Origin of the sequence: Natronorubrum bangense (genome assembly GCF_004799645.1) — an archaeon.
GTDB classification, from domain to species: domain Archaea; phylum Halobacteriota; class Halobacteria; order Halobacteriales; family Natrialbaceae; genus Natronorubrum; species Natronorubrum bangense.
On sequence record NZ_CP031307.1, the window covers coordinates 134,879 to 156,216 of the forward strand.

The 21,338-nt window shown below is 59.0% G+C and carries 20 protein-coding genes; 9 read left to right on the forward strand and 11 right to left on the reverse strand.

The genetic code is table 11. From position 1 onward, the window contains the following. Nucleotides 1-8 precede the first annotated feature (8 nt). The 4 genes from DV706_RS19895 to DV706_RS19905 form a co-directional block, all read right to left on the reverse strand. Entirely contained in the window at nt 9-1,706 is a 1,698-nt protein-coding gene (locus DV706_RS19895) for an alpha,alpha-trehalose-phosphate synthase (UDP-forming) (protein ID WP_006067253.1), read from the reverse strand. Nucleotides 1,707-1,990: 284 nt separating this feature from the next. Then, nucleotides 1,991-3,196, reverse strand: a complete 1,206-nt coding sequence (locus DV706_RS19900; RefSeq protein WP_006067252.1) for a Cdc6/Cdc18 family protein — start codon at nt 3,194-3,196, stop codon at nt 1,991-1,993. Nucleotides 3,197-4,539: 1,343 nt separating this feature from the next. Beyond that, nucleotides 4,540-4,716 (reverse strand): hypothetical protein, encoded by a 177-nt coding sequence (locus tag DV706_RS21580; RefSeq protein WP_006067250.1) that lies wholly within the window; start codon nt 4,714-4,716, stop codon nt 4,540-4,542. Nucleotides 4,717-4,810: 94 nt separating this feature from the next. Next, nucleotides 4,811-5,248 (reverse strand): DUF7350 domain-containing protein, encoded by a 438-nt coding sequence (locus tag DV706_RS19905; RefSeq protein ID WP_338043271.1) that lies wholly within the window; start codon nt 5,246-5,248, stop codon nt 4,811-4,813. Nucleotides 5,249-5,385: 137 nt separating this feature from the next. Between DV706_RS19905 and DV706_RS19910 the strand changes: the two genes are divergently transcribed. The 4 genes from DV706_RS19910 (at nt 5,386) to DV706_RS22375 (ending at nt 7,647) form a co-directional block, all read left to right on the forward strand. Further along, on the forward strand, nt 5,386-6,123 hold the full coding sequence (locus tag DV706_RS19910; protein WP_006067248.1) for an SCO family protein: 738 nt from the start codon (nt 5,386-5,388) through the stop codon (nt 6,121-6,123). 2 nt (nt 6,124-6,125) lie between these two features. After that, nucleotides 6,126-6,692: a TlpA family protein disulfide reductase gene (locus tag DV706_RS19915; RefSeq protein ID WP_006067247.1), complete on the forward strand. Its 567-nt coding sequence runs from the start codon at nt 6,126-6,128 to the stop codon at nt 6,690-6,692. 2 nt (nt 6,693-6,694) lie between these two features. Beyond that, entirely contained in the window at nt 6,695-7,369 is a 675-nt protein-coding gene (locus DV706_RS19920; RefSeq protein ID WP_006067246.1) for a cytochrome c biogenesis CcdA family protein, read from the forward strand. Between the two features lie 143 nt (nt 7,370-7,512). Then, nucleotides 7,513-7,647: a hypothetical protein gene (locus DV706_RS22375; protein WP_275040557.1), complete on the forward strand. Its 135-nt coding sequence runs from the start codon at nt 7,513-7,515 to the stop codon at nt 7,645-7,647. A gap of 25 nt (nt 7,648-7,672) precedes the next feature. On the opposite strand, the gene DV706_RS19925 is transcribed toward DV706_RS22375, so the two are convergent. From DV706_RS19925 to DV706_RS19935, 3 genes are all read right to left on the reverse strand, one after another. Then, complete coding sequence (locus DV706_RS19925; protein ID WP_006067245.1) at nt 7,673-7,888, reverse strand: hypothetical protein; 216 nt, start codon at nt 7,886-7,888, stop codon at nt 7,673-7,675. A 199-nt stretch (nt 7,889-8,087) separates the two neighbouring features. After that, nucleotides 8,088-9,038: a PGF-CTERM sorting domain-containing protein gene (locus tag DV706_RS19930; protein ID WP_006067244.1), complete on the reverse strand. Its 951-nt coding sequence runs from the start codon at nt 9,036-9,038 to the stop codon at nt 8,088-8,090. A gap of 254 nt (nt 9,039-9,292) precedes the next feature. Next, complete coding sequence (locus DV706_RS19935) at nt 9,293-9,784, reverse strand: Lrp/AsnC family transcriptional regulator (RefSeq protein ID WP_006067243.1); 492 nt, start codon at nt 9,782-9,784, stop codon at nt 9,293-9,295. A gap of 338 nt (nt 9,785-10,122) precedes the next feature. Between DV706_RS19935 and DV706_RS19940 the strand changes: the two genes are divergently transcribed. After that, nucleotides 10,123-11,466 (forward strand): acetyl-CoA carboxylase biotin carboxylase subunit, encoded by a 1,344-nt coding sequence (locus DV706_RS19940; RefSeq protein ID WP_049889926.1) that lies wholly within the window; start codon nt 10,123-10,125, stop codon nt 11,464-11,466. Between the two features lie 72 nt (nt 11,467-11,538). Here DV706_RS19940 and DV706_RS19945 read toward each other — a convergent pair whose 3' ends face one another. Then, complete coding sequence (locus tag DV706_RS19945; protein ID WP_006067241.1) at nt 11,539-12,300, reverse strand: LamB/YcsF family protein; 762 nt, start codon at nt 12,298-12,300, stop codon at nt 11,539-11,541. 224 nt (nt 12,301-12,524) lie between these two features. Here DV706_RS19945 and tsaA point away from each other — a divergent pair, with 224 nt between their 5' ends. Then, nucleotides 12,525-13,013, forward strand: a complete 489-nt coding sequence (gene tsaA, locus DV706_RS19950) for a tRNA (N6-threonylcarbamoyladenosine(37)-N6)-methyltransferase TrmO (RefSeq protein ID WP_006067240.1) — start codon at nt 12,525-12,527, stop codon at nt 13,011-13,013. Between the two features lie 58 nt (nt 13,014-13,071). On the opposite strand, the gene DV706_RS19955 is transcribed toward tsaA, so the two are convergent. The 3 genes from DV706_RS19955 to DV706_RS19965 form a co-directional block, all read right to left on the reverse strand. Next, entirely contained in the window at nt 13,072-13,314 is a 243-nt protein-coding gene (locus tag DV706_RS19955; RefSeq protein ID WP_006067239.1) for an acetyl-CoA carboxylase, read from the reverse strand. A gap of 82 nt (nt 13,315-13,396) precedes the next feature. After that, complete coding sequence (locus tag DV706_RS19960; protein ID WP_006067238.1) at nt 13,397-14,374, reverse strand: 5-oxoprolinase subunit C family protein; 978 nt, start codon at nt 14,372-14,374, stop codon at nt 13,397-13,399. Beyond that, nucleotides 14,371-15,270 carry a 5-oxoprolinase subunit B family protein gene (locus tag DV706_RS19965; RefSeq protein ID WP_006067237.1) on the reverse strand — a complete coding sequence of 300 codons (900 nt, stop codon included), beginning with the start codon at nt 15,268-15,270 and terminating at the stop codon, nt 14,371-14,373. Before DV706_RS19965 ends, DV706_RS19960 begins: the two co-directional genes overlap by 4 nt. Before the next feature lie 284 nt (nt 15,271-15,554). On the opposite strand from DV706_RS19965, the gene DV706_RS19970 reads away from it, so the two are divergent. The 3 genes from DV706_RS19970 (at nt 15,555) to DV706_RS19980 (ending at nt 21,322) form a co-directional block, all read left to right on the forward strand. Further along, nucleotides 15,555-16,118: a hypothetical protein gene (locus DV706_RS19970; protein WP_006067236.1), complete on the forward strand. Its 564-nt coding sequence runs from the start codon at nt 15,555-15,557 to the stop codon at nt 16,116-16,118. A 118-nt stretch (nt 16,119-16,236) separates the two neighbouring features. Next, complete coding sequence (locus DV706_RS19975) at nt 16,237-19,068, forward strand: DEAD/DEAH box helicase (protein ID WP_006067235.1); 2,832 nt, start codon at nt 16,237-16,239, stop codon at nt 19,066-19,068. A 214-nt stretch (nt 19,069-19,282) separates the two neighbouring features. Then, nucleotides 19,283-21,322, forward strand: a complete 2,040-nt coding sequence (locus tag DV706_RS19980; RefSeq protein ID WP_049889924.1) for a PAS domain-containing sensor histidine kinase — start codon at nt 19,283-19,285, stop codon at nt 21,320-21,322. Nucleotides 21,323-21,338 lie beyond the last annotated feature (16 nt).

Sequence of the window (21,338 nt, forward strand, 5' to 3'; positions counted from 1 at the left end):
GACATCGATTACATTGACGGCGTCCGTTCGTAGGAATCGCCATCCGGATCGGAGTCTCGAGTTGCCGCATCACGACTAGTCCTGTGTCGGAGATACCGAATCCAGTCAAACTGGGTTTCCATCCACCACTCGAGATCCCGGTCGAAGACCCGGTTTCGAAGCGTGTGCATCCGGCGGTGACGTTCACTGGGTGACAGTGAGACCGCCCGCTCGATCTGATGGGCAAAGCCAGAGACATCGGTCGGATCGACCGTGAGCGCGTGGGAGCCGAGCGTTTCATGCGCACCAGCGTCCTGACTCAACACCAACGTCCCGTCACTATCGACGCTCGCCGCAACGTACTCCTGTGCGACGAGATTCATGCCGTCGGCGAGAGGACTCACGATCATGAGCTCTGCGCGTCGATACAGCGCACAAAGGTCAGCAGCCGAAATGTAATCTTCAGTGTAAACGATCGGATCCCACGCCTGCGTGCCGAATCGCTGATTGATCCGTTCGACTTCACTCCGGACGAGGGCACCGTGTTGCTCATAGGTCTGAATGTCGGTCCGAGAAGGTGTCGCCGTCTGGATGAACGTGAACTCATCGTGCCACGACGGGTTCCACTCGAGGAAGCGTTCAATCGCAGCCAGGCGTTCGGGAATCCCCTTCGTGTAGTCGAGTCGGTCAACACCGAGGCCGATCAGGTTCTCGCGTGAGACGTCGTACCGGTCGAACAGCGAGGAAAGCTGCGACGAGGAAACCGACCGTGCATCCTGATCGTAGGATTCGGCGTCGACACCCATCGGCGTTGCGACAACGCGAGTTGATTCTCCATCGTACTTGACAGTCCGTCGTTCCCAATCGACAGCAGCGGCCGGGAGAGACCGCTGGACGCACTCGAGAAAGCGTTCGGCGTATCGGTCGACGTGAAAACCGAGCAGGTCGTTTCCGAGCAGCCCCTCGAGAATTTGATCCCCGACTGGACAGTGCTGGAACGTCGCCAGAGTTGGCCACGGAACGTGCCAGAACTGGGCGACAGTCGTCGAGCGCGGAACTCGATCACGGATCATCCGTGAGGCGAGTGCGAAGTGGTAGTCTTGGAGCCAGACGACCGAGTCAGCCGTTGCGTGCTCGCTCACTGCCTCGGCAAAGCGTTCGTTGATCGTCCGGTACCACTCGAAATCATTCGATCGGTCGTTGACGAGATCGACGAAGCCATGACAGAGCGGCCAGAGGACGCAGTTGCTGAACCCATAGTAGTATGAATCAACTGCCTCCTCCGAGAGGTCGATCCGCTGGAGCGTATAGGATGGGTCGTCCGGTGGGACAGCCACACAGTTGTGCTCATCAGCGACATCGAAGTCAGCGTCGCCGTCGCCCCAGGCGATCCAGGTTCCCGAAGCCTGCTGGAGAACTGGATCCAGCCCCGCAGTCAGCCCGCCAGTCGGTTCATCGACCGTGATGCGGGCGTTGGTCGGCTCGGTGACGGCACCGTCGGTCCGTGTCGACACGTCCGACGGTGGGGTCGCACGATCGCCATCAGCCGCGGCTGGCACCGCTTCGTATTCGTGTCGATATGGCTGACGATTCGAGACGACGATCAAAGAGTCCAGACCAGTCACTCCGTTAGATTGTGAGTCGTCAGTCCTCTGGCCGTTCCCATCGGCTCGTATCTGTCGATTGCTCGGAGCCGTCAACGACAACCGCTCGTCGGTAACTCGCATTCGCTGCTATTGGACAGCCTCGTTCCGGGTTGATTCGTGGCTTGCACCCGCATGGGAGTCTAATAGTGGTCCGATACTGGCCGAAATCGATTGACCGTCCCACCAGCAAGAGTGTCCAATCAGCAAGACGAAAAGACGGCGACGGACTGGAGAGAACAAGAATAGTTAGATAAGAGATATTATCGCCGGTCAGGTAGTAGAGGACACCAGATTTCCGGTGAAAAATCCGCGCTGAGCGGCCAGCATGGTTGATCTCGGATAGCAACGCCTATATAACAGATGTGTTATGTATCGTTAGTCTCGACGAGTACTTTTCGGACGACATCTGGATCCTCGAGCAGTTGATGTTCAGTGTAACTTCCCTCCGCACTTCCACCACTCTGGCGAGACTGTTCGATAATGTCGAGAAATGCGTGTTCTTTCAACAGATCACGAACCCGACGCAACGAAAGTGTGTCGGAGCCTTCCTGACGACAGATTTCCTCGTAGACGTCGAAAATTCGAGTTGTCCGGAACCCGTCCTCATCAGCGGTGTTGAGCGCGAGAACGGCAAGCGCCTGCAACACGTACCTCGAGTGCGGCGTCGATCCCCGAATGAGTTCTCGGAACCGATCAGTCTCAGCCCGTTCCCTGGCCTGTACGACATACTCCTCACGGACGGTCTCGTTGCCAGTTGATTGGGCGATCTCGCCAGCGTACCGCAGGATGTCGATCGCTTTCCGCGCATCACCGTGTTCCCGCGCGGCAAGCGCCGCAGCACGTGGGATTACCGACGGATCGAGAACGCCATCTTTGAACGCGTCGCTTCGAGCCTGCATGATCTCTCGAAGCTGGTTTGCATCGTACGGCGGGAAGACGAACTCGCGTTCACAAAGACTTGACTTGACGCGTTCGTCCATCCGATCTTTGTACTTGATCTTGTTGCTGATCCCAATCACGCCGATTTTACACGACTCGAGTTTGCCAGCTTCGCCCGCACGCGAGAGTTGCATGAGAATGTCGTCGTCGTCGAGCTTGTCGACCTCGTCTAAGATAATGAGAACAACCTCGAACTGGGTGTCCAGTACTCGCCAGAGGCGCTTATAATATGTCGACGTACTGAGTCCTTTGTCGGGGATCTTGACGTCGGTGACCGCTGAGTCGTTCAACGAGTGGGCGATCGTCTGGACCGCCTGCGTCTCCGTGCTATCCTGGGCACAGTCAACGTAGGCGAACTTGGCCGTGACACCTTCTTCTTTTGCGACACGGACAAGTCGTTCGGAGATATGCTTGGCACAGAGTGACTTTCCAGTGCCGGTTTTGCCATAAATAAGGAGATTGCTCGGACTCTGGCCGAAAATTGCGGGATTGACCGCGTTGGCGAGTTCCGCGATCTCGTCATCTCGGCCGACAATTCGACCCTCCTCGGGGAGGTGATTGATCTCGAGCAACTCCTTGTTCTCGAAGATCGGATCGTCACGGGTAAAGAGGTCATCGCCGGAACTCGACATAGATTGTAGACACCACGTTTCCGGTGAAACGTCTTTACTGTTTGGACTCGACGTCGGAAAATCGGTGAGCGTCCTGAATTTCGCTGAAAGAGCGGTTCTCGAGCGGGTGGGTGAAAACCAGGATTTCGGAGCGAAAAACGGAGCACACACACACCACGTTTCCGGTGAAACGGGGAAAAGGGGGGTGAGGGGTTCCAGTTGAAACGGGGGTTAGACTGTTTTCGGGGCTTCGAAGCTGACCAGACAGATACCTACCCAACCATCATCAAAATCTGCTCTTATCTACAAAACAGGAGGTAGAGAACGTAAACAGATCGAATAGGCTGTTATACGATCGAATAGTCAAGAGAGCGATCGACAAAACAAGAGTGAAAAACGTGTAACGGGTTGTCCAGAACTGGATACATTACGTCTGAATTGACATTCTGCCGTCTCGAAGAAGCGTTTGAGTTAGATTTCCGGTGAATTTTCGGGTATCGACTTCTCGTCGATACTTTTCTAACTTAGGACTTACTGGACTATTTTAGCTATTGTTACTTATACCTAACTATCTAGTTAGTAGAGGTAGAGCGTTTCAGAACAAGAAGTCTGAGGCCACTACTCTCATGAGGGTTAGATTTGGTTATGACTAACAACTCTATCTGGAGCTACCAATTCTATAGAGACATCTGAATATAGGCATCACTAATCTTCATATGTTCAATAAAACCAAATAATACTTGATAGACGTTATCTCTCCAACAAACAGCGATCTCTAGGTCCCTCTCTGTAGCGGTGACCTCCCCCACCTCTTTAGAGCGTTTCACCGGAAACGTGGTGTGTGCGCGCGGCATGTTCTGGACAACACCCATTGGTCGTTCCCCGTTTCACCGGAAACCCGGTGTGCGCGCGCATCAGTCGAAGCCACTCCCGCCCGTTCCCTGTTTCACCGGAAACCCGGTGTGTGAGTGCACGCAGTACCTGGCTGGTCGCCGCGGTGTCTACTGGCCAACCACTGGCTGGTGTCCCAACCCAACCAGTAGCTGTGTCCAGTTCACCGGAAACCCGGTGTGTCCCTTTCTGTTCTCAGATCGACTCGAGCCGCTCTCATAAACGAGCCATCCAAATCGAAAGTCATCTAAAAACGAATTTAACCACGCAAACACAGTCACATCTGGTTGTATTTCACCGGAAACCCGGTGTGTGTTTGTTGGAGTCGTCGGATCCCGGGCCGGATGTTTTTTCGAGACTCCAGTCTCGTATCTGGTTCGATACTCGTCGGTTCCGACTCGACACTCGAGTCAGGAGTCAGCTGCGCTCGCCAGTAGTGGTGGCGTTTGATCGCCGGGAGCTGAGTTTGATCGTCAGTAGTAGTAGAGTTCGAGTTCGTGCCCACAGTTTTGACACGTCGCTTCGGTCCCTTGCAGCCGGTGGGAGTGACTCTCTTCGTCGATCCCTGGCCCCGGTGGGACGGATGCGTTGATTGCTGTATCACACTCCGGGCACCCGATACGCATCTCTGAGTGGTCTGACTGAGACATGCCCTGACCGTATTCGACACACTCCGATAGTTATCCCAGTCGTACGATCAGTTTCGGACCGATTTCGATGAGTTGTGTCTCTGTTTCAGTGTGTTCACACGATGTCGGTCACGTCCTCGAACCCGAAAAATGTCGTTTCGTAACCGTCGTGTCGTGAGATCTGTGGTGGGGTGTCGACGGACACCGTTAGCGGTTCATCCTCGAGGACGTTCGTGCCATCTTGTTCGATCGTTACGCTCAGCGACGCAAGCGGGAGGATAATATCGTTGTATGGTGTCGGGGTATCCGCCTCGACCGCCAATGAAACCATCCGCTGGAAGAGCATCGACCAGGGAGAGCGCTGTTCGCCCGTCGAATCACCATCGTGAAGCACCTCGAGTTGGACGTTCACCGGAAAGACGGTGTCCGTTTCGACGAGGGGTGGATTCGACCAAGTGGACTGTTCTTCGAAGCCGAGTCGCTCGAGACAGCCAGCAACCCCAACACTGCCGGCCACGGTTGTTCCACGCAGGAAGCCCCGACGATTCAGTATACCCGAGCTGGAAAGGCAGTGACAAAACGCCTGTTGGCTCGGCGGTCGAAACGATCATGGCAACGACCAACAGATCGAGATGCTGTTTTCCATGAACAAACCAACGAGGCTTTGCTTGCTCGTTCCAAGTTCCACGCATGAACAGGCGTTCGTACATTGGAGCGCTGGGTGCAACCGGAGCTGCTGGTCTGTCGGGCTGTCTTGGTGATAGCTTCGGTAGCCCCCTCTCGTCTGGCGACAGTGACACGGTCTTAGATCCGCCAGAACAAGCCCGCGGTGATCCGAGCTATCCGATTCACGGCGAAGCGTTCCCGTCGTTTTCGATCCCCGACCCAATCGCAGAGACGACTGTCTCGCTTGACGACCTCGTCGGTGAGCGCCCGTTCGTGATGACGTATTTCTTCACGACCTGTCCCGACGGTGCCTGTCCTGCCTTGCTCTTGCGGCTGCGGCAGGTACAGGAAGACGCTGTTGAGCACGGTTATTCCGACGATGTCGGATTGCTCGCCTTTACGTTCGATCCGGAACGTGATACGCCGGACGTCCTCCGAGAGTACGCTACCGAACGGAGTATCGACTACGAGGCCGACAACTGGCATTTCCTTCGACCCGACACTTACGACGAGGCCGAGACGTTGGCGAGCGATACGTTCGGATTGGCACTCAGACGAGTCGACGAAGACGACGACCACGACCATGATCACGACGATGACCACGATCATGGCGAGTACACCTTCGGTCACAACAACCTGATCACACTCGTCAACGAGGACGGCATCGTCGAACGCGCGTACGACGGTGCGGTCCAATCCGACCGTGCAGTTAGTCCCGAAACGGTCGTCGAAGAGATGCGGACGATCATCGGGGTGGAGTAAGAATGCGCCGTCGAGATGTTCTCGCCGGACTCGGCAGTGTTGGTGTCGTCACCGGCGCTGGTGCGATTGCGGTGTATGGGCTTCCGTCCACCGAGTCGCTGCTTGATGAGGACGCCGACGGCGACGCTTATGACCCACTCGAGATCGAAACAGTCGACGCCCCTGGAAGCGATGCCGGAACGATGCTCGTGCCTGATCCCGATCAGGTGACGTTCGTGGATTTCTTTGGGACGTGGTGTGGACCGTGTATCGAACAGATGCCGGCACTCGCCGAAGCAAACGAACGTATCGGTGATGACGTGGTGTTTTGTTCTATCACTAACGAGAACGTCGGCGAAAACGGCGCACTCACCGAGGCAGAACTCGTCGAGTGGTGGGAGGAAAACGACGGCAACTGGACGCTCGCTCTCGATCCAGCATCCGAACTCACGGCTCGCTATCTTCAGGGCGGATTCCCAACGGCCGTCGTGCTCGACACCTCGGGACGAGTCCAGTGGGGTGACTCCGGTGTCAAGACTGCAGACGAACTGGTCGATGGAATCGAACAGGTGCTCGAGGCCGAGGAGTAATCATGATTGATGCAGCACTCCTCCCGACAATCGCGTTTGCGCTGACGGCGGGCGTCGCAACGTTTTTTTCGCCCTGTGCATACCCACTCTTGCCGGGATACGTCGGGTTCTATGTGAGCCAGACCGAAGGAGAGGAGGCATCGCTTTCCGGCGCGCTCAGCCGTGGGCTCGTCGCGGGTGTCGGTGTACTTGTGACCTTTGTGCTCTTGTTGGGTGCAGCGTTCTGGATCGGCCACTCGACACTGTCGAACATCACCTTGTTTGAGCCGATCGTCGGCGCAATCCTGGTCGTGTTCGGCGTGTTGATCGTCCTCGACCGTGCCCCCTCGTTGTCGTTTGCACTCCCCAAACGCCGTTCAGGTGTGCTCGGATTCGGTATCTTCGGTGCCGGCTACGCCCTGGCAGCGGCGGGCTGTGTTGCACCGTTGTTTGTCGGTGTGGTGGCTCGAGGACTGTCCCTGCCGCCGCTGTCAGCGGCGATCGTTATCGGCACCTACGTCGGGAGCGTCGTGTTGCTGATGGTTTCGCTGACCGTCGCGACGGGGATGGGACTGGTCGCAAGTGCCGGCCGGCTGGCCGCACACAGCAAGACTCTCAAACGTATTGCAGGAGGGGTCATGATCGTTGCTGGCCTCGGACAGCTCTATCTCGCAATCGTCATTCTCGACGTCATCTGAGCACGATCGGTCGCCTTCATCTCGTTTTGCTCACGGTCGCACGCTCCTGTCACATTACACGCCACGGGGATGGATCGAACCGCCGGCCGGCGTTTCGTTTGCAAGGTGACCGTTTGTTCTCCTCCTCGTCGTACCGTCAACTCATGGACTCGAAACGACCCGACGTCCGACTCGACGACTCGGCGGACGAGAATGGGTTCGTGACCAAACGTGATGACTCGGACGACGAGTCACGTTCCATCCTCGAGGCGATTCGCTCGTCGCTCTGGCAGAAGTGAGTCCACTGGCTGGCTTGACCTGACTCTACTCCTCGAGCAGTCCCAGTTCGGTGGCCACGAGGTCGGCGATCTGGTCGGCGACATCGGGATCGACGGCGGCGACCTCGTCGCCATCGTGAAGCTGCTCGTTGTGTCTGTCGACTGCGTCGGCCACGTCGGCCAGTGGCACACGCGAGGTCGTTTCACATTCAGTACAGACGATCGGCACTTGGGGATCGTCCGATTCGTTGGTGACTGTCATTGGTAGGCTCTCTCGAGTGGATTGTCAAAGTCCCACTGGTTGGACTCGCTGCAACGCTCCAGGCGGGGCAGGCGACGTTGGATTCGTCCGAAACCCGAACCGATTCGAGAGCATGAACGACGAACGCGCTCGAACGGGGGAACTGTGACAGTCCCCTCGAGGTGGGTTCCGATGAGAAACAGCCAGCGGAGGGTCGCTGTTAGTGCGTAAAGCGGCGAGAACCGACAAGCGCGATGAGTGCAAGCGCGACAATCGCGGTGGTGATGCCGAAGCCAGGAAGCTCGTCGTCGGCTCCGCCATCATCGTCGTTCGTCTCGCCTGTGGTCGCCGAGTCGTTGTCGTCGTCACTCGCGTTCGAATCGTCGGCTATGGGTTCACCATCGGCACCAGTCACTTCGCTATCGAGTTGGAGGACAGCAACGGCTTGCCCATGTGAGCCGTCTTCGTGGTATGTCCAGCCGCCACCAGCGTCTTCGTACGACTCGGCATCTTCGATCGGATCGACATCGGTATCCCACGTGTCGTGTGCCTGTTGGATGTAGCCGACGACCTCGATTTTGTCGGCGTGCTCGCCCTCGATTTCGACTTCGCCGTACTCGACGGTTTCGTCCTCGGGGAGGCCGTGCCACTCGATGCAGTGTGAGTCCATGTAGCCGTTGCCCTGTGGAAGATCGTCGGTCGTGCCGAACTGGTCGGCGTCGAGTTCCCGTTCGTAGTGGTCGGTGAGTGGATAGTTGACGGCCATTGGATCAGTATCGGCGTGCCAGGATAGCGGTTCACCGGTCGGGATCGTCACGGTCGTGTTCGGAACGGTCTCGCCGACGATTGGCTCACCCGCTTCGTTCAGCAGCGTGACACAGAGTTTTCCGGATGCGTCACCGAGATACGGTGTCCGGTACTCGTCGCGTGGATTAAGATAACTGACCCAGTTGCCGTCACTCGCTTCGTAGTACACGTCGTCCGGTTCAGGTGCCGGCTCGACGTACGCATCTTCAGAGACGTTGCCGCTCTCGGTGTCCGAATCGGGAAGCGTTGCAGCCGGGTTCGCGGCCGAATCGCTGCTCGCACCGCCAATTGCGGCGACCCCAACAAATCCGATACAGAGCAAAATGAAGAGGCCAGTTGCGACAAGTGTGCGTGATCGGGACATGATTATCGACCTGTCCTGATGTGAGCTCCGTTTGCCCGTCCAACTCGCACGTGCTGGCGCTTATCGAAGCAACTCGGTTGTTGTCCCACGAACGTTCGCTGACGCACTCGTGAGTGTTGTTGTGTCATCAGTTGTGAAAGTCACATATTTAATTGTAAATATGAACGTGCTAACAGCGAGTAAACAAGATATTACAGACAGTAGGCAGCCATTTCGACACGCTATGCGACCTCGAGCGCGCTTTCGGATCGTGGTCAGTCGAGATCGACTGTGGTCTCCACTAGCGTCTCCAACTCGAAGTCGTTGAGTGGGTGTGGCTCGTTTTTGACCGTCTCGACGACGAACTGTGAACTCGTCCGGACGACTTCGTTGATGCTCTCGTAGTCGCTGATCAGACGGTGAACCATCTCTCGGTCCGCGAGGTGTGCGATCACGACGAAGTCAGTCTCTCCCATCGTGAAATAGACCTGATTGACCCCTTCGATCTCGGCGAGTTTCTCACCAACCTGTGTGTGGTACTGTTCGCCGTACTCTGCGATGACCTCCGTAATGACGGTAATCTCGAGATCGAGCTTCTCGAGGTCGACATCGAACAGGTCGTCAAGCACGATCCCCTCCTCTTTGAGCTTCGTGATCCGATAGTGGACCGTCGACTTCGGGATATCGGTGTGCGCCGCGATTTCGTCTGGGCTTCCCGTTTTGAGTGTCGCGATCGCCTGTAGAATACGAATGCTGCGCTCGTCCATATCTCGCGTGAAGCAACGGCTGGATAAACACCATTCGAACGAACGGCACCTGTTCGGACGAAAATCAACTGCAGGAGAATACTTCGTCGGCAGTACCCATGATCCACTACGACACGCCGACGCCGGTCTCGACTACGAACGGGCTGTACAGCCCGTCACTTGTGAACGCCAGCCGTGCGATCGCCGCGAGTGGAACTGAGCTTCGCTGAGTCGAATGACCTCCCGTGAGCCGCATTGCTTAGTATCTACAATCTCACAATCCTGTTTTCATATGAATCTCATCCAACAACACATGAGAAGTTAGACTTATTTGCCAATGGTTCCCAATACGCTATATTGTGTTCGAAAGGGTGTTGATCGCGAACCGCGACGAAATCGCCGTTCGAATCATCCAGGCATGCACGGAACTCGGTATCGAAGCAGTGGCAGTCTACAGCGATGCGGACGAGGACGCCAAACACGTTCGGCTGGCCGACGACGCCTACCATATCGGCAGCTCGAAAGCAAAAGAGAGCTATCTCGACCAGGACGCGCTCCTCGAGGCTGCGCGTGCGGCCGACGCTGATGCGATTCATCCGGGGTACGGCTTTCTTGCAGAGAGCGAATCGTTCGCTGCCAACGTCGAAAACAGCGCGTTCGAGTGGATCGGTCCACCGAGTGACGTGATGGCCAACTTCGGCGAGAAGACCAAAGCTCGACAGATTATGGAGGCAGCGGATGTGCCGATCGTTCCAGGGACGACAGAGCCGGTGTCGTCGCCAGCCGAGGTCGAGGCGTTCGGCGAGGAACACGGCTATCCAATCGCGATCAAAGCCGACGGCGGCGGCGGCGGTCGCGGCCTCAAGATCGCCACCGACTCCTCGGAGATCGAGTCGAAACTACAGGAGGCGATTCGTGAGGGAGAGGCGTACTTCGACAACCCCAGCGTCTATCTCGAGCGATTCCTTGAGGATCCACGGCACATCGAAGTGCAGATTATCGGTGATAAACACGGTAATATCAGACATCTCGGTGAGCGCGATTGCAGCATCCAGCGTCGTCAGCAGAAACTCCTCGAGGAGTCGCCGTCGCCGGTATTAGACGAAGACACCCGCGAGGAACTCTGTGAAGCCGCCTGTCGGGGTGCTGCCTCGGCGGACTACGTCAACGCCGGGACGGTCGAGTTCCTCTATGAGAACGGTGAGTTCTACTTCATCGAGGTCAACGCTCGGATTCAGGTCGAACACACCGTCACTGAACAGCTCACCGGGATCGACCTGGTCAAATGGCAACTTCGCGTCGCTGCCGGCGAGGAACTCAGCTTCCCCCAGGACGAGATCGATCCCCGTGGCGCGGCCATCGAGTTCCGGATCAACGCTGAAGACCCCGACAACGACTTCATTCCGCTGCCTGGCACGTTGTCGACCTACCGGCCGGCCCGCGGGATCGGGGTGCGTGTCGATGACGGTGTCGATGAGGGCGATTCGATCGCCCCCTTCTACGACTCGATGTTCGCGAAACTGGTCGTCACTGGTCAGGACAGAGCCGAAGCGATCGCCCGCGGTAAGCGTGCTCTCGAGGAGACCACCATCGAGGGCGTGCCGACGACGGTCCCGTTCCACGAGATGCTACTCGAGGATGAGGGATTTCTCGCAAACGAGCACACGACGACGTACGTCGAAAAGGATCTGCTCGCCGAGTAAGTCGTCGGCCCACACCCGTTTGCAGGCTGTACAGAAACCGTCGCCGTCTTTTGTTCTATGGTGTCGATGCCGTTAGACGAGCTCGGGCAACGAGACGAGATCGATATCGTTCTCCTCGACGCGGTCGTGAATGGCCTCGAGCACTGCGACGGCGTTCGGATTGTCGCCGTGGATACAGATACTGTCTGCCGGAATCGATATCTCCTCACCGTTTGCCGCCTCGACGACGCCCTCGGTAGCGATCGAGACGAATCGATCAGCGACGAGTTCCGGATCGCGATCCTCGAGCGTCTGTTCGACGATCAGGGAGCGATCGGCTCGGTAGTCCAGATCGACGTAGCCCTCGAAGACAGCTCGGAGGCCATCGACGTCCTGTGCGACCTCGTAGATGTTCATATCTGTGGCAAGATAGATGAGGTCGTCGTCGACCTCGAGCATGCCCTCCATGACCGCACGGGCGTGGTCGGGACTTTCTGAGAGCATCGAGTACATCGCTCCGTGCGGTTTGACGTGCTGGACGGTCGCCCCGTGGCGGCGTGCAAACGCCGTCAGCGCACCGAGCTGGTAGACGACATAATCCCGTACCTCCTCCGGGCTGGCATCGATCTTCCGGCGTCCGAACCCCATTTTGTCCGGCAGGCCAGGATGAACGCCGATGCCAACGTCGTGTTCGGCGGCCAACTCGACTGTCTCGCGCATGACGTGGGGATCTCCCGCGTGATAGCCGCCGGCGATGTTCGCGGACGTGATGTAGGGCATGACGGTCTCGTCGTTTCCCATCTGCCAGTTGCCGAAGCTCTCGCCCATATCGCAGTTGATATCGATCGTTGCCATGGGTGTAATTCTATCACAATCGCGCATATATCTTCCGTCAGGCTGTCTAACGAAGTGCTGAATATTCACCTGTCATTCATCTATCCAGCAGCGATTCGGCTTCCATTCGAATCGTCGGCTCCCTGTTCGAGTGAGAGACAGTCCTGTCGGGTCATCGACCGACCCCACTTCGAGTCTCGTGTGAATGGATCATTGCTTTGTCGCTCCGCGACTGCTCTCTACGTATGGCAGACGACAAACTCGAGTACGATCCGATCGGCGTGATCCACACACCGTTCGAGTCGCCCGAAGGGATGCCGATTCAACCGGCCGGCGCGGATGCGACAGGCACTGTCGAACTTGCGCCACGGTACGCGGCGGGATTGCAGGATCTAGCGGAATTTTCTCACTGTATCTTGCTGTATCATTTCCATGCGTCCGACGACGACGTCTCGTTGACGGTCGAGCCATTTCTGGATGAGACTGAACGAGGACTCTTTGCGACCCGTGCGCCACAACGACCGAATCCGATCGGCCTCTCAGTCGTCGAAATCGACACCGTCACCGGTCGGGAGATAACTGTCAACGGCGTTGATGTCGTGGACGGAACACCGCTGTTGGACATCAAACCGTTTGTCCCCCAGTTCGACGCCCCGGATGACGTCGACGCAGGCTGGCTCGAGACGTCCCAGTCGGCAGTTCACTCAAAACGAGCTGACGATCGATTCTGCTGATAGCGAAGCGCTGTCTCCGGCTACTGGTTTTCGACCGTTGACTTCTCGCTCGAGGCCGTCACTCGATCGTGACGAGCGCTTGGTCGGCTTCGATCTCGGCTTCGTCGTCGACCAGGAACTCGCTGATCGTCCCTGCGGTGTCGGCTTCGATGTCGTGAAAGTTTTTCATTACTTCGACGAGACCGATCGTCTCGCCTTCCTCGACGGTGTCTCCCGCTTCGGCAAACGGCGGGTCCTCGGGATCTGGACGGCGATAGAAAACGCCCGGCATCGGTGAGTTGACTGTTGTTTTATCGGACATAGTGTGTGTTGTGTGTTGAACTCGGTCTGGATTAGCTTCTTTGCTTCGGCTTTCGTTCGGATTCGTGTCGGACTGTTGGCTGTCAGTCCGCCGATTCGATTTCGGCTCGAATCGTCTCGAGGCGTTCGTCGCGTTCTTTGCGGGCAGCGAGTGCTTCGTCGACATCGACATCCTCGAAGTACACCGACTTGTGCGTCTGTCGCTGTGCGAGCAGCCCGCGGTCGGCGCTGATAACGGTGCCGACGGTCGCGTACCCTCCGCCCGTGACTGCATCTTGCAGGAGAACGATCGGTTTCTGGGGCATCTGGATCGAGCCAATTGGGTAGCCGAGGTCGACGACGTTCGATGGATCGGTTCCGGCACCGAACGGCTGTTCGCGCTCTTTGAACTCCATCTCCGGTCCCTCGAGTCTGTAGCCGATTCGGTCGGCTTCCGGTGAGACCGTCCACTCGGCCTCACAGAGTGTCTCCTTGCTCTCCTCGGTCAGCCGGTAGCCGGTGAGACCGAGGACGACACGGACGGTGTCTTCGTCAGCATACGCCGGAATGTACTCGTCGTCGAGTTGCGTCCCGACCAGTTCTGTCGCGGTGCCGTCGGCGTCGCCGATCGGCAGTTCGTCTCCCTCCTCGAGCCCGCGCCCTTCGTGACCGCCGATCCCGACGAGGGTGTACGTCGAGCGACTGCCCATCACTTTCGGGACGTCGACGCCACCGGAGACGGCGAGATACGCACGTGCGCCTTCGGTGGCAAACGCTAACTCGAGTTCGTCACCGGCGTCGACGGCGACGGTCTCCCACGTTCCGATCGACTCACCGTTGAGACTCGGCGACATGTCGGCACCGGTGATGGCGATGACAGCATCTTTGTCGAACGTCGCCGTGATCCCCTGGTAGGTCATCTCAATCGTCGCGGCGTCGGCGTCGTTGCCGACGAGATAGTTTGCGACCGTGTGGGCGTACTTATCCATCGCTCCCGATGGCGGCATGCCGATGTGGTAGTGGCCAAAACGCCCGCGGTCCTGTACCGTACTCGCGATCCCGCCCTCCTGAATGGTGATCATGCGATTTCCTCCGTGAGTTGTTCGTTGTACTCGAGTGGCGATTCGAAGAACTCCTCAGTCGAGAAGTTCACGCGCTCGTAGGTGTACTCGTACGTTCCGGCCTCGACCTCCTCGCGGATCGCGTCGTACTCCTCGCGGTCGATCCGTCTGTAGTTCAGGATGTCGCCGGGGTTTGGCAACACCATCGAGTCGCTGAAGTCGGCCAACTGCTGGTCGACGTCGAGCACTTCGACAGGGGTCCGACCGTACAGCTGATACCCTCCAGCACCCTGTACTGGGTAGATAACCGAGAACGCACCACCGAAGCCGACCGCACGGCTCGGCGTGTCGGTCCGTGGCTCGACGTATTTGGGCACCTCGAGTTGCTGGTCTCGTGGTACCATCTGGAAACACCACGGCAGCCCCGGAACGAACCCGACCATCGTGACCATATGCGGTGCCGAGACGAACGCATCGAGGAACGCTTCGACGTCGTCAAACCCGTTGAGTTGGGCTGAATACTCGAGGTCGGTCCCGTCCGGATCCTGATGGCGGTCACGGAACTCCATGAGCGTCTCGTGGGTCCATGGATCCTCAAACAGGACGGGAATGTCGATGACGCGGGTGTCCCACTCGTAGTTCTCGATGTCCAGTTCCGATTCGATCGCTTTGAGTTCCGCGATTACGTCGTCCGGATGGATGACGCCGGGATCGATGCGAAGCATGTAGGAGGCGTTGGCCGGACAGTTCTCGATGATCCCGTCAATATCTCGCTCGGCGACCTGTTGGGTAATCGCCATCGCCTTAAAATTTGCAGTAAAACTCATTTCCTCCGCGAGCTCGACGAATACGTGGTCATCAGCCCCGTACTCGTATCGTGGCTCGGGAAGTTCCTGTGGTGTAATCTCGCTTGCCATGCTGTACGATGACAATTCAGAGTACACGCATGAATAGATATTGGTCCGCAAATAACATTCGTGCCAGATTTCGAACCGAATTCAACCAGTCGGTGATCAAAGAAATTACATGCAATATCTAAACGTCGTGTAACAAACGGTGTCGTCTGCCTGACTCGAGGCCGCTGTCGATGTCCTTGAGTGTTCGTCGTCCGCCTTTCGAGTGGCTGTTTCTCAACCCCGGTCGGTCACTGCCGACTCGAGTCCCCCCAACGCACTTCCCGGCCGACGTGGGAGACCACGTAATGGGAGTTCGAACAGCTCTTGACAGCGGAGCAGTACCGGCGTTCAGGACGGAGTCAGCGGCCGGGCGCTCGTTAGGCGGTCGCCTCGGGAGATATCTGTTGATCGCGGTCGGTGTCTTCCTTGTCGCCTACATCGTCGCTCGAGTGCGTGGCTCAAGCGATGACGCCATCGACGAGATGCGAGACCGAGCCACGGATGCGGTCCCGGACGACCCAACCCAGGCTGCGACCGAGACACTGGATCGGGCCGACGAGGTCGCGACGATTCCGATCGGGGAATCCGAGAGCGACGACCCCGAATCCGACGCCGAGTCGCCACCAGAGACGGCCGACGATGACGACGATGTGATCGACGACGCGGAGACGAACGCCGAGTACACTGACGGCGAGCGCTCGGCCGACGAAATCGCCGAGCGTGCCGAATCAGACGTTCAGGAGGAACCGGCGGAACCGGGCGAGATGGCAGTCGACGAGGACGTCGCGGAGGAACTCGTCGACGAAGTCGATACCGACTCGCCGTCCGAACCCGACGCCGAGAGCGACAGCACCGACGACGAGGAGTGAGGTCGACAGCGCAGACGACGCCGCGCCGTATCGATTGCAGCCGCTGCTCTCTCGCCTTCAGCCGCTCGAGTTGCACAGAACGTGGTGTTTATCCGCCTCTCGTCCCTAACGCGTTTCGATGACTGACGGGGATGTCGCAGCGTTTACGCACCTCGGATCGACGGTTCGTGGGGCGCTCTCTGAACGCGGCTTCTCGAGGCCGACGCCACCACAACAACTGGCGATTCCGCCGCTGTCGGCCGGCCAGCAGACGCTCGTGATCGCGCCGACTGGAAGTGGCAAGACCGAGACAGCGATGTTGCCGGTCTTCGATCACCTGCTCGAGGACCCACCCGAGGGATTCGGCGCGCTCTACGTTACTCCGCTGCGGGCGCTCAACCGCGACATGCGCGAACGCCTCGAGTGGTGGGGCGAGTACCTCGACCTCGCGGTCGACGTCCGTCACGGCGATACGACCCAGTACCAGCGCGGGAAGCAAGCGGAGAACCCACCGGACGTGCTGGTGACGACGCCCGAAACCCTCCAGGCGATGCTCACCGGGGAACGCCTGCGGGGGGCCCTACAGGACGTCTCCCACGTCGTGATCGACGAGGTCCACGAACTCGCGGCGTCAAAACGCGGCGCCCAACTCGCCGTTGGCCTCGAGCGCTTGCAGGATCTGGCGGGGCCGATCCAGCGAATCGGCCTCTCGGCGACGGTCGGCGATCCGGACGAAGTCGGCCAGTTCCTTACTGGGGGTCGACCCTGCGAGATCCGGGAGATCGACGTCGGCAGCAACATCGACGTCACCGTCCGCGAACCCGAGATCACCGACGAAGACGAACGGCTGGCGGGCGAGTTGATGACCGAACCCGACACGGCCAGCCACGTTCGACTGATCCGGAACCTCGTCGCGAAACACGAGTCGACACTGATCTTCGTCAACACGCGTCAGACGGCGGAAGCACTTGGCTCGAGATTCACCGAACTCGACTTACCGATCGGCGTCCATCACGGCTCACTCTCGAAGGAGGCCCGAATCGATGTCGAAGACCGGTTCAAAGCCGGCGACCTCGAGGGCCTACTCTGTACGTCCTCGATGGAACTGGGGATCGACGTCGGCCGCGTCGACCACGTGATTCAGTATCAGAGTCCCCGCCAGGTGACTCGACTCCTCCAGCGAATCGGGCGTGCAGGCCACCGCCAAGACGCGGTCTCGAGTGGGACCATCGTCACGACCCGGCCCGACGACACGCTCGAGGCGGTTGCGATCGCCCGCCGGGCTCGAGATGGCGAGGTCGAACCGGCGGCGATCCACGAGGGGAGTCTCGACGTGGTCGCAAACCAGATTCCGGGGTTCGTCCAGAGCCGCGGCTCGACACCGCTTTGCGAGGCCTACGAGACGGTTACGCGCGCGTACCCGTTCCGTGACCTTCCCGAAGAAACGTTCCGCGAGGTCGTCTCGGAACTGCATCGCAATCGAATCGTCTGGTTCGATGAAAGCGAAGACTCTCTTGGGGCCACAGGCGGCACCTGGCAGTACGTCTACGCCAATCTCTCGATGATCCCCGACGAGGAGTCCTACGAGGTCCACGACATCGCCTCGAGCACCCAGATCGGGACGTTAGACGAGCGGTTCGTGGTCAACTTCGCCCAGCCCGGCGAGGTGTTCATCCAGCGTGGCGAGATGTGGCGCATCGCCGAAATCGACGACGAGGAGTGTCGCGTGAAAGTCAGTCCGATCGAGGATCCCGCTGGGGAGGTGCCGTCTTGGACCGGTCAGGAGATCCCCGTCCCTGCGGCCGTCGCCGGCGAAGTCGGTGAGATCCGCGCGGTGGCCGAGCCACAGCTGTCGGCTGGCGCTGACGCTGGAGCCGTCTCGAGGGAACTCGCCCATCGATACCCGGCCGACGAGTACACGCTCACCGAAGCCTGCGGACAACTCGAGCGCCAGCTCGAAGCCGAGGCACCGATGCCGACGGTGGATCGGCTCGTCCTCGAGCGTCAGGGCCGAACCATCGTCCTGAACGCGCCGTTTGGACACATGATAAACGAGACGCTCGGTCGCGTGCTCTCCTCGCTGCTCGGCCAGCAGGCTGGCTCGTCCGTGGGTCTCGAGACGGACCCCTACCGGATCGAACTCGAGGTGCCGACCTCGGTCGCGACCAGTGACGTGCTGGCCGTCCTCGAAGACACCGATCCCGACCACGTCGAGGCGATCATTGAACTCGGACTCAAGCGCTCGGATGCGCTTGCGTTCCGTCTCGCACAGGTGTCGGCCAAATTCGGCGCGCTCAAACGCTGGCAGAACGCCGGCTCCGGGCGACTGTCGAACGAGCGCCTGCTGGCAGCGCTCGAGGACACGCCCATGTACGAGGAGGCGGTCCGTGAGGTGTTTCACGAGGATCTCGATGTCGACCGGGCGAGTGACGTTCTCGAGCGACTCCAGTCAGACGAGCTAGAGCTCGTCACTCATCGGGGCCGAACGCCGGTCGGTCAGGGTGGTCGATCCAGCGGCAAAGAGCTTCTGGCACCCGAAAACGCGGACGCAAGCGTGATCAAGACGGTCAAAGAGCGGCTGCAAAACGACCGAATCATTCTGCTCTGTACCCACTGCACCGAGTGGCAGGCGAAAACGAAGGTCAGACGCGTCGCTGACCAGCCCGAGTGTCCCGACTGTGGCTCCACTCGGATCGCGTCGCTGAACCCGTGGGCCGATGAGGTCGTCCAGGCGGTCCGCGCCGAGGAAAAAGACGACGAACAGGCGTCGATGACCGAACGCGCGTATCGGAGCGCGAGCCTCGTTCAGAGCCACGGCAGACAGGCCGTTATCGCGATGGCTGCTCGCGGTGTTGGCCCACACAACGCTGCCCGGATCATCAACAAGCTCCGAGAGGATGAAGCCGAGTTCTATCGCGACATCCTCTCGAAAGAACGCGAGTATGCCAGAACCCAATCGTTCTGGGATTGAGGCGGCTGCGACGGTCAGACTGCCAGACAACGGTCAGTAACCGGCCGACCGCGTCTCACGGCTCGTTGCCCCCGGCAACGATCGTTCGCGTGCGATCGGTGCGTGAATCGTGTTGTCCGGCAGTATCATAACTAACCGACGGTATCACTGCTGAACGAGAGTGTTCTTTCCGGTGAACCCAGCCCTTATGATGGCGACAAGCCAATCATGCGCAATGGAATTCGGTCCGCCTCCCTCTGCCGGAAATACGGACCACAGCGATGGGTCGAGCCTCTCCGACCACGAGAGGGGATCGCTCCTCACAGCGGCGGGTATCGCCAGCGTTTGGATGCACGCGGACGGCACGATCATCGACGCCAATGACGCCTTCGTGTCGTTGACCGGGTACAGCCGCCCGGAGCTGCGTGGAACCACGTTCTCGACGCTCGTCGAGGACGATCTCCCGTCGCTCGAGTCACTTGTTGCCGACGACGCGGCGAGCCCGGTCTCAACGACAGTTTCGATTCGAACCAGTGTGGAGACGAGACGTTCCGTCGAGATCCATCTCGAGCGCGTCGGGACTGACGGCGACGAGTCACGGATCGTCGGCCTCGTCAACCGTCGAGCAACGCCGACGGAATCCGTCTCGTCGTCCGAGTTCACGTACGGGCGGACGTTTCAGGCGCTCGCCGAGGCGCTCCCCGATGGGATCATCGTTCTGGATACGAACAGTGACATCCAGTATGCCAATCCCGCTGTCGAACGCATTCTCGGGCATACACCCGACGAACTGGTCGGCTCCAGCAAGGTCACGATCATCCCGCCACGGCTTCGACAGGCCCACATCGACGCGTTACAGCAGTATCTCGAGACCGGCGAGAAGAAAATAAACTGGACGTACGTCGAACTTCCGGGCCAACACAAGGCGGGCCACGAGGTCCCACTTGGGGTGTCGCTCAACGAATTCTGGTACGATGACGACCGCTACTTCGTGGGGCTGTTCCGTAATATTTCGCCGCGAAAGGAGGCCGAACGAACGCTTAAGGCGAAGGTCGCCCAACTCGAGTCGATCGCCTACCTCGGTCGACACGCACTCGAGAACAGGGATACCGATGCCCTCCTCGAGAACGCGACTGAGCTGGTCGCTGCGGCACTGGATCTCGAGTGCTGTGTCGTCTACGACGCCGAGACGGATGGCACCGACGACGCGTTCCGGGTTCGCTCACACGTTGGCTGTGACGATGCTGTCCTCGAGACTGAAATCCAGCGCTCGAGTACTGACTCGCTGCCCGACGCCACGCTTGCCGCACGCGAACCGATCGTCGTCGAATCGTTCGAGACCGATTCTCGGGTTCCCGATTCGACTGCACTGACCGCCCACGGCATCAGGAGTGGCATCGGCGTTCCGATCGGACCGACGACCGACTCGCCGGGTGTCCTCGCCGTCTACGGCACCACCGAACGGGAGTTCGCCGGCCACGACGTCGACTTTCTCGAGAGTGCTGTGACGATTATCGCGACGGCACTCGAACGCCAGGCGTACGAGCGCCGACTCAACGACACGGTCGCCGAACTCGAGGTCTCGAACGAGCGGTTAGAGCAGTTCGCCTACGCGGCCTCCCACGATATGCAGGAGCCGTTGCGGATGGTTTCGAGTTATCTCCAGCTCCTCGAGCGTCGGTACGCCGACGAACTCGATTCCGACGGTGAAGAGTTCATCCAGTTCGCCGTCGACGGCGCTGAACGGATGCGCGACATGATCGACGGACTCCTCGAGTACTCTCGGATCGACTCGAAAGGCGCGCCGCTCGAAGCCGTCGACCTCGATGCGATACTCGAGGATGTTCTGACTGACCTGCAACTGATGATCGACCAGCACGACGCCGAGATTACGGCGGCATCGTTGCCCGAGGTACAGGGTGACGCCGGCCAGCTCCGGCAGTTGTTCCAGAACCTCCTGTCGAACGCGATCGAGTACAGCGGCGACGACCTACCGCAGGTCCACATCGATGCCGAGCGAACTGATTCGGTGTGGACAGTTTCGGTCCGTGACGAGGGAATCGGTATCGACCCTGAGGACACCACGCAAATCTTTCAGGTGTTCCAGCGACTCCACAGTCGCTCGGAGTACGATGGGACGGGAATCGGCCTCGCGCTCTGTCAGCGGATCGTCGAGCGCCATGGCGGCGAGATCTGGGTCGACTCCGAACCCGGCGACGGATCGACGTTCTCGTTTACGCTTCAACCTGCCGAGGGTGCCCAACGGGCCACTTGAATCGAACCGACGCTGG